General features: G+C 60.6%; 12 protein-coding genes. 3 read left to right on the top strand and 9 right to left on the bottom strand.

The window, feature by feature from the left end; genetic code table 11:
• The coding region (locus AC1RP7_RS26090) for an acyl-CoA dehydrogenase C-terminal domain-containing protein (RefSeq protein WP_493184005.1) at positions 1–231 on the top strand (231 nt) is incomplete at its 5' end.
• A gap of 227 nt (positions 232–458) precedes the next feature.
• Here AC1RP7_RS26090 and AC1RP7_RS26085 read toward each other — a convergent pair.
• Positions 459–1388, bottom strand: coding sequence for a LysR family transcriptional regulator (locus AC1RP7_RS26085; RefSeq protein ID WP_057713036.1), 930 nt, complete (start codon positions 1386–1388; stop codon positions 459–461).
• Between the two features lie 169 nt (positions 1389–1557).
• On the opposite strand from AC1RP7_RS26085, the gene AC1RP7_RS26080 reads away from it, so the two are divergent.
• Together AC1RP7_RS26080 and AC1RP7_RS26075 are read left to right on the top strand one after the other, a co-directional pair.
• Entirely contained in the window at positions 1558–2841 is a 1284-nt protein-coding gene (locus AC1RP7_RS26080; protein ID WP_493183142.1) for an aspartate aminotransferase family protein, read from the top strand.
• Positions 2842–3046: 205 nt separating this feature from the next.
• The gene (locus AC1RP7_RS26075) at positions 3047–3205 is read left to right on the top strand and encodes a YqaE/Pmp3 family membrane protein (RefSeq protein ID WP_003228885.1); all 159 of its coding nucleotides are present in this window, start codon (positions 3047–3049) and stop codon (positions 3203–3205) included.
• A 131-nt stretch (positions 3206–3336) separates the two neighbouring features.
• Here the strand turns inward: AC1RP7_RS26075 and AC1RP7_RS26070 are convergent, their stop codons facing one another.
• The 8 genes from AC1RP7_RS26070 to AC1RP7_RS26035 form a co-directional block, all read right to left on the bottom strand.
• The gene (locus AC1RP7_RS26070; protein ID WP_493183144.1) at positions 3337–5163 is read right to left on the bottom strand and encodes a S9 family peptidase; all 1827 of its coding nucleotides are present in this window, start codon (positions 5161–5163) and stop codon (positions 3337–3339) included.
• Positions 5129–6301: a pyrroloquinoline quinone biosynthesis protein PqqE gene (gene pqqE, locus AC1RP7_RS26065; RefSeq protein WP_090451770.1), complete on the bottom strand. Its 1173-nt coding sequence runs from the start codon at positions 6299–6301 to the stop codon at positions 5129–5131. Before pqqE ends, AC1RP7_RS26070 begins: the two co-directional genes overlap by 35 nt.
• Positions 6273–6548, bottom strand: a complete 276-nt coding sequence (pqqD, locus tag AC1RP7_RS26060; protein WP_090451769.1) for a pyrroloquinoline quinone biosynthesis peptide chaperone PqqD — start codon at positions 6546–6548, stop codon at positions 6273–6275. Before pqqD ends, pqqE begins: the two co-directional genes overlap by 29 nt.
• On the bottom strand, positions 6545–7297 hold the full coding sequence (pqqC, locus tag AC1RP7_RS26055) for a pyrroloquinoline-quinone synthase PqqC (RefSeq protein ID WP_007993179.1): 753 nt from the start codon (positions 7295–7297) through the stop codon (positions 6545–6547). The genes pqqD and pqqC overlap by 4 nt, the downstream gene beginning before the upstream one ends.
• 124 nt (positions 7298–7421) lie before the next feature.
• Positions 7422–8333 (bottom strand): pyrroloquinoline quinone biosynthesis protein PqqB, encoded by a 912-nt coding sequence (gene pqqB / locus AC1RP7_RS26050; protein WP_492586812.1) that lies wholly within the window; start codon positions 8331–8333, stop codon positions 7422–7424.
• An 81-nt stretch (positions 8334–8414) separates the two neighbouring features.
• Positions 8415–8489: a pyrroloquinoline quinone precursor peptide PqqA gene (gene pqqA / locus AC1RP7_RS26045; RefSeq protein ID WP_003444522.1), complete on the bottom strand. Its 75-nt coding sequence runs from the start codon at positions 8487–8489 to the stop codon at positions 8415–8417.
• Positions 8490–8647: 158 nt separating this feature from the next.
• Entirely contained in the window at positions 8648–11077 is a 2430-nt protein-coding gene (gene pqqF / locus AC1RP7_RS26040; protein WP_493183147.1) for a pyrroloquinoline quinone biosynthesis protein PqqF, read from the bottom strand.
• A 38-nt stretch (positions 11078–11115) separates the two neighbouring features.
• The gene (locus AC1RP7_RS26035; RefSeq protein ID WP_223502306.1) at positions 11116–11910 is read right to left on the bottom strand and encodes a carbon-nitrogen hydrolase family protein; all 795 of its coding nucleotides are present in this window, start codon (positions 11908–11910) and stop codon (positions 11116–11118) included.
• Positions 11911–11912 lie beyond the last annotated feature (2 nt).

Below are 11912 nucleotides of genomic sequence, written 5' to 3'. Positions count from 1 at the left end.
GCGGCGTCGGTCGAGTATCTGCAGGTGTTCGGCTACGTGGCCTACGCCTACATGTGGGCCCTGATGGCCAAGGCGGCATTCGGCAAGGAAGCGCAGGACGATTTCTACGCCAGCAAACTGGGCACGGCGCGCTTCTATTTTGCCCGCCTGCTGCCGCGCATTCACTCGTTGAGCGCGTCGGTGAAGGCCGGTAGCGAATCGTTGTTCCTGCTGGATGCGGGACAATTCTGATGAAGTAACGTTATGTAAGCATTCTCTTACATAACGTGCTGCTGTTCTCCCATAGATGCAAATTGGATCCAGAGCTAATCTACTTCTCATGGACGTAGCGCAGGAAGCGCAAAGCAACAACAGGGACACGTAGGATTCTGCCAGGACGGCGGAGTGAAATGGATGTCAGGGAAACAGTCTGCAAAGCCCCGCTTCGGCGGGGTTTTCTTTTGCCTGAAGAAAAGTTTTCAGCTTGGCCCATCCAGAGCCTGCGCGCTGTTCAAGCGCCCGTCCGGGCCATTTATCACTTCTTCCAGCAATGTCCGCAGCAATGCCAGCGAGGCCTGCTGCCGTTGCACATCCCGACACACCAAACCGACTTTCAGCGGCACTCGCGGTTCGCTCAGGGGTTTCCACAGCAGTTCGTGGTTGCCATGGGTCTTTTGCGAGCGACCGGGCAGTACCGTCGCCAGGCGCGTGTGGGGCAGGCTGTCGAGGATGCCGGCCATGTTGTTCAATTCGGCTTGCACCTGTGGGCGACGTCCGAGGCTTGTCAGCTGTGCCTGCCAGATCTGCCTGATCTGAAACTCTTCGCCCAGCAGTAACATCGGCAGTTCGGCAGCCTGACTCATGGACACTTTCTTGAATTCACGCAGTGGATGCTCTGCCGGGATGACCAGGGTCAGTTCGTCTTCGTACAGCATCACGCCATGCAAGCCAGGCTGGCGGGGCGGCAGGTAGCTGATGCCTATATCCAGAGAACCGTTGAGCAGTCGCCGCTCGATTTCCAGGCCGGTCAGTTCGTAGATCTGCACCACCAGATGCGGCTGCGCCTTGCGCACCCGCTCGAGCATCTGCGGAACGAGGCTGGTGTGCACGGTCTGCAATACACCGATGGCCAGGGTGCGCAGCGCCTGACCCTTGAAGTTGCCGAGCGCTTCCCGTGCCCGTTGCAGGCCATCGAGCAAAGGCAGGGCGTGGTTGTACAGCGTATGGGCTGCGAGGGTCGGCAACAGGCGTTTGCTGCTGCGCTCGAACAGGCTCACATCGAGGTTTTGCTCGAGGTGGCGGATTTGCTGGGACAGCGCCGGCTGAGAGATGGACAGGCGCTCGGCGGCCCGGCCCACGTGGCCTTCTTCATAGACCGCGACGAAATAACGCAGTTGCTTGAAATCCATAAGTATTACTTATCGAAAATGCTGGGAAATCGAAATGGCTGAACGCCTCGCCTGAGCCTAGTCTAACCGCATTCACAGGGCTTACAGGGCCACAGAGCGCGATGAATACCCTTTGCTTCGATGGTATTTACATAGGTAAGGCAAAAAACCTCAAAAGGGTTTTTTTCAGATGAACCTGTTCAGTCTGCGCCGCAGTCCTCCCAGTCTTGATGATCTGGTCATGGACGCCTCTCCGCCATCCCAAGGCGTTAACCTTTCCAGCGAGTACTTGATGCCCAGTGTCGAGCGGCCAAAACAGGTGTTTGTGCGTGGCCAGGGTTCATGGTTGTGGGACAGCGATGACCGTGCGTACCTGGATTTTTCCCAAGGCGGCGGGGCCAACAGCCTCGGTCATAGCCCTTCGGTACTGGTCAATGCAATCACAGCCCAGGCTCAGTCGCTGATCAACCCGGGTTTTGGCCTGCATAACCGCGGCATGCTCAGCCTCGCCGAACATTTGTGTGCCAGCACCGGCAGTGACCAGGCCTACCTGCTCAATACCGGCAGTGAAGCCTGCGAGGCGGCGATCAAACTGGCGCGTAAATGGGGTCAACGGCATCGCGGCGGTGCGTCGCGAATCATTGTGGCTAACAACGGTTGCCACGGCCGGAGCCTGGCGACGATTTCGGCGTCGGACAGTTCGACATTGGCCAACCGGTTCGAGCCGCAATTGCCAGGCTTCAGTCGTGTTCCGTTCAATGACCTGCCAGCGTTGCATGCGGCCGTGGATGAACGGACCGTAGCGATCATGCTCGAGCCAATCCAGAGCGAAGCCGGCGTGATCCCGGCCACCGTGCACTATCTCAAGGGCGTTGAACGCCTGTGCCGTGAACTCGGCATTTTGCTGATCTTCGACGAAGTGCAAACCGGCATCGGCCGTTGTGGCTCCTTGCTCGCGGAACAGTCCTGCGGCGTCACGGCGGATATCGTCGTGCTCGGCAAAGGCTTGGGCGGCGGCGTGCCATTGGCCGCGCTGCTGGCGCGGGGCAAGGCTTGCTGTTTCGACATTGGCGAGTTGGCGGGTACTCATCACGGTAATGCGTTGATGACCGCGGCGGGGCTTTCGGTGCTCGATACCGTGCAGGACAAGGCTTTCCTCAAGCACGTCGCAGAGGCCGGTCAACACCTGCGTGAAGGGTTAGGGCGTTTGGCCCATCGTTACGGTCTCGGCGAGTTGCGGGGACAAGGGCTGCTGTGGGGGCTGACGCTGTCGGACGACTCCGCTGACGCGGTGGTCAAGGCCGCGCTGTACGAAGGCTTGCTGCTCAATGCCCCGCAACCCGACTGCCTGCGCTTTACCCCTGCGCTAAACGTCAGCAACGCCAACATCGATGAAATGCTCCTGCGCCTGGCGCGCGCCTTCTCCCGAGTGCGAACCGCACAATTGCAGTGCCGCAAAGGGATTGCCGTCTGATCAGACGCGCCCTGCACACATTCCAGAACCGTCTCGCGGTAATACGCACGCCCCACGCCCGATACTTTTGGCGTGGGGCGTTTTTTTGTCTGCGAAATTCAACGAAGGGGCGGAACTTGGGAGTAGAGTGACTGAACCCTGACAAACGGCACAGGTCGATTAGCTGTAGGGCTCGAGCGAGCCCACCCCAATCAGGAGCTGCCCCATGGACTTTATTCGCATCATCATCGCCATCCTGTTACCGCCATTGGGCGTGTTTCTGCAAGTAGGATTCGGCGGAGCGTTCTGGCTGAATATTCTGCTGACGTTGTGCGGTTACATTCCGGGGATCGTGCATGCGGTGTACATCATCGCCAAGCGCTGAATTTTTGCGGCGTTAGATCGATCGCTTTCGCGGGCAAGCCCGCTCCCACAGGATTTGTGCACGCAGCAGAACCTGTGGGAGCGGGCTTGCCCGCGAAGGGGACGCCACCGTTTCGGCAATGAACGCAGGCTTCAGTCCACTGAATCCATCACCCGCCGATAAAACAACCACTCCTGCTCCAGCGCATGGGCCTGGTTACCGGCCTTGCGAAAGCCATGGCGTTCATCGGCGTAGTAATGCGCTTCGACCAGGATGCCGTTGTCCTGCAGTGCCGTGACCATGTCACGGGTCTGTTGCGGGACGACCACGGCGTCCAGTTCTCCTTGAAAGAAGATCATCGGCACGCGGATGTTGCCGGCATGCAGCAGCGGCGTGCGGGCGGCGTAGCGTTCGGCATCCAGTTGCGGATCGCCGATCAGCCAATCCAGATAGTCGCTTTCGAATTTGTGGGTCGCGCGCCCCAGCGCCACCGGGTCGCTGACCCCATACAGGCTGGCGCCGGCGCGGAACACGTTGTGAAAGGCCAAGGCGCAAAGGCTGGTGTAGCCGCCGGCGCTGCCGCCGCGAATGAACGCCTGGTCGCCGTCGATCAAGCCTCGCTGCTTGAGGTAACTGACCACGGCGCAGGCGTCTTGCACATCAACATCACCCCAGCTCAGGTGCAGTGCCTGGCGATAGGCCCGGCCATAACCGCTGCTTCCGCGATAGTTGAGATCGGCCACGGCGAAACCCCGCTGTGCCCAGTACTGGATACGCGGATCGAGCATCGGGTAACACGCCGAAGTCGGTCCGCCATGGACGAACACCACCAATGGCGGTTTCGCCTCGCCGGTCATCGCCGGGTAGAAGAAGCCGTGTGCTTCGCCTGAGCCACTTGGGTAGCGCAAGGTTTGCGGGCGGCTGATCTGTTCGGGAGCAAGCGGTGCGATGCCGCCGGCCAGCACTTGCACTTGCCGGCTCTGACGGTCGATGGCGATGACGGCGGTTGAACTGACGGGCGACGCCGCGATGCAATAGATGAACTGCTCATCCACGGCGAGATGGCGGAAGCGGCTGTAGTCGCTTGTAAAGTCGGCGCTGGAGTCGCCGCCTATGCCCAGTCGGCCAAACCCGCCCTCGGTCCAACTGGCCAGATAACTGTTGTCGCTCAGCGGCAACCAGGTGCTGCCGCCGAGTTGCCAGGGCGCGGGGCCATGGTCGGCGCTGGCACTTGGCAATGGGCTCAGGCCTTTTTCAGACTCTTTCCATGGCTGCCAGTAACCTGCGCGATCCGTCAGGCAATACAGGCGACCGCCGGCATCAAACCGCGGTTGCTGCACAGACTCTTGAGTGCCGTCGCCCGCCACACAACGGGCCTCGGCAAAGCCGCCGTTGGCGAGGCGCTCGGCAACCATCAAGCGGGTCGCTGTCCATGGCTGATCCGGGCGACTCCACTCGATCCAGGCCAGGCGCCGGGCATCAGGGCTCAGCGTCGGTGCCGCGTAGAAATCAGCACCCTCGGCCAGCAAGTGACGTGCGCCATCCAACAGATCGATCGCCACCAATCGGTGTTGATCGCGGTGCTCCTCGACCGCCAGCACTTGCCCGTTGGCGAACTGTAAATCGCCATAACGGCACGCCCCGGACGTCAGCCTTTCGGGCGCTTCGTCTTGCAGTGATTGCCGATACAACTGCTGGTCGGCCTCATTGACGAAAACGATTCCATCGTCCGTCAGACAAAACGCTCCACCGCCATATTCGTACACCCGACTGCGCACGCTGAACTCTGGTGGCGTCAGGCATTTCGCTGCGCCGTCACGCCAATGCCAGATCCGGCACGCAGCGTCTTCGGGGCGGTATTCGTTCCAGAACAGGCCCTGTCGACCGACCTGCAGTTCGGCAAAGTCGATACCGGCGGCCACGGCTTTGGCAGCGCTGAAAGGTTCAGCTTTTGGCGATGAGGCGTGAGTTTCGTTCATTGCGAAAGGCCAGTTGGTCGATGGTCTGGGTCGCGTGCCCGGCCTCTTCGCGAGCCTTGAGGATCACGCCGTGTTGTGGCGACTTGCTGCATACCGGGTCTGCATTGCTTGCATCGCCGGTGAGCATGAACGCCTGGCAGCGGCAGCCGCCGAAGTCTTTTTCTTTCTCGTCACAGGAGCGGCACGGCTCGGGCATCCAGTCGTACCCGCGAAAGCGGTTGAAACCGAACGAGTCGTACCAGATGTGCTGCATGCTGTGGTCGCGCACGTTGGGAAACTGCACCGGCATCTGTCGGGCACCGTGACAGGGCAGGGCGGTTCCGTCTGGCGTGACCGTCAGGAAAATACTGCCCCAGCCGTTCATGCAGGCTTTCGGGCGTTCTTCGTAATAGTCCGGCGTGACGAAAATCAGCTTGCACGGATGCCCTTCGGCTTCCAGTTTTGCGCGGTATTCGTTGGTGATGCGTTCGGCGCGCACCAATTGCTCCCTGGTCGGCAAAAGCCCAACGCGATTGAGTTGCGCCCAGCCGTAGAACTGGCAGGTGGCGAGCTCGACGAAGTCCGCTTCCAGTGCGATGCACAACTCGATGATGCGGTCGATCTGGTCGATATTGTGCCGATGGGTGACGAAGTTCAGCACCATCGGATAACCGTGGGCCTTCACCGCCCGGGCCATTTCCAGTTTCTGCGCGAAGGCCTTTTTCGAGCCGGCCAGCAGATTGTTTACCTGCTCGTCACTGGCCTGGAAGCTGATCTGGATGTGATCCAGGCCGGCCTTCTTGAAGTCGCTGATTTTCTGTTCGGTCAGGCCGATGCCGGAGGTGATCAGGTTGGTATAGAAACCCAGCTTGCGTGCTTCAACGATCAGCTCTGCGAGGTCCTGACGCACCAGCGGTTCGCCACCGGAAAAGCCAAGCTGCGCGGCGCCCATTTCCCGCGCTTCACGAAACACCTTGATCCACTGCTCGGTGCTCAGCTCTTTGCCTTGCTCGGCGAAATCCAGCGGATTGGAGCAGTACGGGCATTGCAGCGGGCAGCGATAAGTCAGCTCGGCGAGCAGCCACAGCGGCAAGCCGACCTCGGGTTTGGGCGGTACTTGCCTTGATGAATCAGGCAAGTTCGATCCAGTGCTGCGCACGGGCAACCTCCATGAATTGCTCGATGTCGTCTCCGAGTTCGGGCACGCCGGGAAACTGTCGGTCGAGCTCATTGATGATGGCCGCGACATCCCGCTCACCATCAATCAAACCGCCGATCAGCGCGGCACTTTCGTTGAGCTTGATCATGCCTTCCGGGTACAGCAGCACGTGGCCTTTTTGCGCCGGTTCGTACTGGAAGCGGTAGCCGGGACGCCAGGTCGGGGTCTTGCTGCGATCGAAACTCATAAGGTGATTCCTTTGTGCCAGACCCGTTCCCCGGTCACGCTGTGATACGGCGGGCGTTTCAGTTCGTAGGCCATGCTCATGGCATCAAGCATGCTCCAAAGAATGTCCAGTTTGAACTGGAGAATTTCCAGCATGCGCTCCTGGCCTTCACGGGTGGTGTAGTGCTGCAACGTGATCGCCAGACCATGCTCGACATCACGCCGTGCCTGGCCCAGGCGCGTGCGGAAATACTCGTAGCCGGCCGGGTCGATCCATGGGTAGTGCTGGGGCCAACTGTCCAGGCGCGATTGGTGGATCTGCGGGGCGAACAGTTCGGTCAGCGAACTGCTCGCGGCTTCCTGCCAACTGGCACGGCGGGCGAAATTGACATAGGCGTCCACGGCGAAGCGCACGCCGGGCAGTACCAGCTCCTGGGAACGCAGTTGGTCCGGGTCGAGGCCCACGGCCTGGCCCAGGCGCAGCCAGGCTTCGATGCCGCCGTCTTCACCGGGCGCACCGTCGTGGTCCAGCAGGCGTTGAATCCACTCGCGGCGGATCTCGCGGTCCGGGCAGTTAGCCAGAATGGCCGCGTCCTTCAGGGGGATGTTCACCTGATAGTAGAAACGGTTGGCGACCCAGCCCTGTATCTGTTCGCGGGTGGCCCGGCCTTCGTACATCGCCACGTGATAGGGGTGATGGATGTGGTAGTAGGCGCCCTTGGCGCGCAGGGCCGCTTCGAATTCGGCGGGGGACATCGGGGTGTCAGTCATTGCGGTTCTCCGGGGAACAACCAGGATATGTGTTGCTGCTGCCGGCCTCATCGCGAGCAAGCTCGCTCCCACAGGGGAATGCGGTCAACTGTGGGAGCGAGCTTGCTCGCGATAGGGGCATCCGCTACAGCACAATACTCATGCCGTCATACGCCACTTCAACCTGGCGCCGATCCAGTTCCGCGCGTTCTGGCGAGCCTTCATCGAGAATCGGGTTGGTGTTGTTGATGTGGATAAGTACTTTGCGCTGGTTGGGCAATTGCTCAAGCACTTCGAGCATGCCACCGGGGCCGCTCTGCGCCAGGTGTCCCATCTCCCGACCGGTGCGGGTGCCGACGCCGCGACGCTGCATTTCATCGTCATCCCACAACGTTCCATCGACCAGCAGGCAATCGCTGCCGGCCATGATTTCCAGAAGCCCTGCATCCACCTTGCCCAGGCCCGGTGCGTAGAACAGTTTGCCGCCGGTGTTGAGGTCTTCGACGATCAGGCCGATGTTGTCGCCCGGATGGGGGTCGAAGCGGTGTGGTGAGTACGGCGGCGCGGCACTGCGCAACGGCAGCGGGGTGAAGCGCAGGTTCGGGCATGCCGGTACGCTGAAGCTCTGGTCGAGTTCGATGCGATTCCAGGTCAGCCCGCCATTCCAGTGGTTGAGCATGGTGAACAGCGGAAATCCGGTGCTCAGGTCTTCATGGACCATGTCGGTGCACCAGACCTGATGCGGGCACCCTTCGCGCAACATGAGCAGGCCGGTGGTGTGGTCGATCTGGCTGTCCATCAGGATGATCGCGCCGATCCCGGTATCGCGCAGGGCGCGGCCCGGCTGCATCGGGGCGAAGCCCTGGAGTTGGGCGCGGATGTCCGGGGAGGTGTTGCACAGCACCCAGTTCACGCCGTCATCGGAAATCGCGATGGACGATTGCGTCCGCGCCTTGGCCCGCAGGCTGCCGTCGCGAAAGCCCGCGCAGTTCACGCAGTTGCAGTTCCACTGGGGGAAGCCACCGCCGGCAGCGGAACCTAGAATCTGGACAAACATGGACGCTCCATCATTTCAACGCTGAAAATAAAACGCCTCGGATAACCGAGGCGTTGTGCTGCATCTCTGCCAAAGCTGAGATTAGCGGCTTGCGAAGTACATGGTGACTTCAAAGCCAATACGCAGGTCGGTGTAAGCCGGTTTGGTCCAAGCCATAAATTGAACTCCTTCAGGTAGGGTAGGACAGCGCTATCTATAGGTATAGTCCACCTCAAATCAGAGAGGTTCCAGATAGTTAGGTTGCTATGTTACTCAAAATTTCAAAGAAATTGCCCGTGAAACTTTGAGAAAGCTCCTTGCCGCCCCGGTAATGATCATTTTGCCGCTTGCCATGGCGCACCCGGGGTAACGCTGTTGGCAAGGCACAGCCAGCCACCTTCGGCCTGATTCAGGCGTTGGGCCGCAGCCAGTAGAACGGTCCGGTCAATGCGCACAATCGCCTCGGGCAAGTGCGTCAGATAATCCGACGAGCGGCCGGCCAGTTTGCCTTGCCAGAGCAATTCGGCCGCTTGAGCCGTGGTGAGCGCAGCGCTGCAAAACTGATCCGCCAGGGCCTGGCGTTGAGCGTTGAAGGTGGTGTCGTCGAGTGCGTTGATCAGTTCCGGCAATCGATTCAGGAATTGCTCGATGTGTTGCAGCAACTCCACAGGCGCAACGCTTGGCGATTGCACGCCGAACAGCACCCCGGTTTGCCCGTGAATCTGCCGCAGGGCGCTGAACACCGCATAGCCGAGTTGCAACTCCACCCGCAGGCGTTGGTAGAACGGTGTCTGGCAGACATGCGCGAGCAAACGCCACGCGGCTTCGTCGGCCATTTCCTGGGTGGCTGCAGGACAGAACAGCAGCAACGCGTGCTCGCTGGAGGCGGTATCGACAGTGCTCCACAGATGCCGTGCAAGGATCGAAGAGGGCGGCGTCAGTTGATTGTCCGGCGTGCCGGGTATGCGGCTTAAGGCCAGGCCCATGGCCGCTTGTGTCTGAGCCGATAACCCGATGGCCAGCCCATCCCATCGCGCACTCGACCAGAGTGGCTGCACGTCATCCGAGTTCGCGGACTGCCCGAGGCAGTGTTCGGGTAAGGCCTTGAGCAGTTGTCGAATCGGTATTGGCGCAACGCTCGTCGATTCGGCTTGTGAGACAGCGGCGTCAGGTTTTGTCAGTTCTTTCAGCACATGCTCCAGGACGCTGGGCATCGGTTCCTGCAGCCCGTTCAGTTTGAGCAGCCATTCGTTGCCCGATGCACTGAAGGAAAATTCCACACCGGCCTGGTGCGCGTCTTCGCGCAACGGTTGCAGGTAGTTTTCCAGCCGTGATTGAAGGTGGCTACCGGGAGCCGAGTCCAGACGCCAGCGCAGATAAATCGCGCCTTCAGCACCGTTGTCCGGCCATGCCTGGCTGAATTGCATCGGCGAACGTTCACGACGGCTGCGCGAACGGTCCTGGGCAAAAGTGCGCAGGCCTCGGTGGGCGCTGGTCTGGCCGCGAATCAATCCGGCGTTGGCTGCCGGTGCTTCGGAGCACAAGAACGGGTTGGGTGCCGGCAATTGCCATGGGCCGCTGAAGTTATCCACAGCGCCGATTTGTTGAAGGATTTGCTTGAGGGCGGTAACACCCGGCTCGGATAACCCGACTTCGCGTTGTTCGCTGTCCAGTCGGGCCAGTTGCAAGGCGCCGCTGACTTGCTGTTGGCGCTGGAGCAGGGTGGCGTACTCTTCGCGCAATCGGCTCCAGTCTTGCGTGGCAAAGAAACCGAGCCAGTCCATCAAGCGTTCGTGGATGCCTGAAGCCGGGTCTGCGGTGGGCAGGGTGAATTCGATATGCAGCAAGGCTTGCCCGGCGAACTGGTACAGCGGCTGGGCTTTGAGGTGATCGGCCAGCCCGCGCTCGCGCAGGTCCGCCATTAAGCCGCCGGTTTTTGCCAGGTTTAGCCAGTGGCACAGGAACGCCAACGCATCGGCAGAGAAATCTGGCAGCACTTCAAGGGCAAACAGCAGATCCAGGCGTCGCTCGCCAGCCTGTTGATAACTGTTGGTTGAGGCGTCCATCAGCGGTACTGGGGGCTGTTGAGTGGCTGTCTGGCCTTTGGCAATGACACTGCCAAAGGCTTCGGCCATTGCCTTCAACTCAAGGAGGCTCTGTGGCCCGGCCAGGCTCAAGGTCATTTGCCCGGTCTGGTAAAACTGCTGATAAAAATCCTGCAGCGCCTGCTGAAACTCGGGTTGTTGCAGTGGCAGACTGTCGCGATTGCCGGCATGAAAACCCCGTAGTGGATGAGCCTCGGCCAAGCCATTGAACAGTGCAAATTGCTGCTGCGCCTTGGCATCCTGCGACCAGGCGACAAACTCTGCCTGCAGCACTTCCCGTTCCCGCTGCTGGTCGTCCAGATTCATACGCGGATGGGCGAGCATGTCTGACAGACGCTCCAGCCCACCGGCAAACGCCTGGGGTGGCAGTTCGAAAAAGTAGTCCGTGGTGCGTTCGCTGGTCCGCGCGTTTACCTGGCCGCCATGACTCTGGACGTAGGCCATCAACCCTTGCCCGACAGGAAAACGCTCAGTCCCCAGAAACAGCAGATGCTCAAGAAAATGCGCCAGACCGGGCCACGCCAGCGGCACATCATGGCTGCCTGCGGCGACCCGCAACGCTGCTGCGCAACGCTTCAAATTCGGGGCATGACGCAGCGTCACCTGCAGGCCATTGGCCAGGGTTTCAGTGTGGGGGCGAGGGTGATTCAGCGCGGGCATGGGCACTTCCAGAACAGTGAAGTGCCAATGCTAGCGGATTAGGACTTGTTCAGCTCGCCGTAAAGCTCGGGGCGGCGATCGAGGAGGTAGCGATTGGCGGCGCGGGAGTCGAGCATCAACTGTCGATCCAGCTCACCAACAATCAGCGATTCATCCAGTCCCGCCTGAGCGATGCGGCTGCCATCCGGCGCAGCGATGCTGCTCTGGCCGCAGTAGTGGATGTCGCCTTCGTGCCCACAGTAATTGGCATAAGCCACGTAGCACTGGTTTTCGAAGGCGCGGGCGCGCACGGTGACATCGGCGACGAAATCGAACGGAATCATGTTCGCAGTCGGCACCAGGATCAGCTCGGCACCGGCCAGGGCCAGGCGTCGGGCGTTTTCCGGAAATTCCAGGTCGTAGCAGATCAGGAAACCGAGCTTCCAGCCGTTGAGTTCAACGATGGGAAACTCGTCGGAACCTGCGCTGAACATCGAGTGATCCAGATCGCCGAACAGATGGGTCTTGCGGTAGTTGCAGACGCGCTCGCCGTCAGAGTCGATCAACTGTACGGCGTTGTAGATCTGCCCGTCCTCGGTGCGCTCGGGATAGCCATACAAAATGGCGATCCCGGCAGCCTTGGCAATGCGCGCAACCTGCTGCGCCGACTCACCGTTGTACACCTCCGCCAGCACGCTGACGGCATCGACGCCGATGTTGTAGCCAGTCAGGAACATCTCCGGCAGCACCAGCAGATCGGCGCCTTTTGCCTCCAGCGCAAGCTGCTGCAAGCGTTGCAGGTTGCCGGCGACATCCAGGGGCAGCGGCGGACATTGGTAAAGGGCTACGCGCATTT

Source organism: Pseudomonas sp. GW822-FHT01E03, assembly GCF_058802985.1.
The sequence above is the reverse complement of the archived record's forward strand: the minus strand, read 5'-3'. Positions and strand labels throughout refer to the sequence as shown.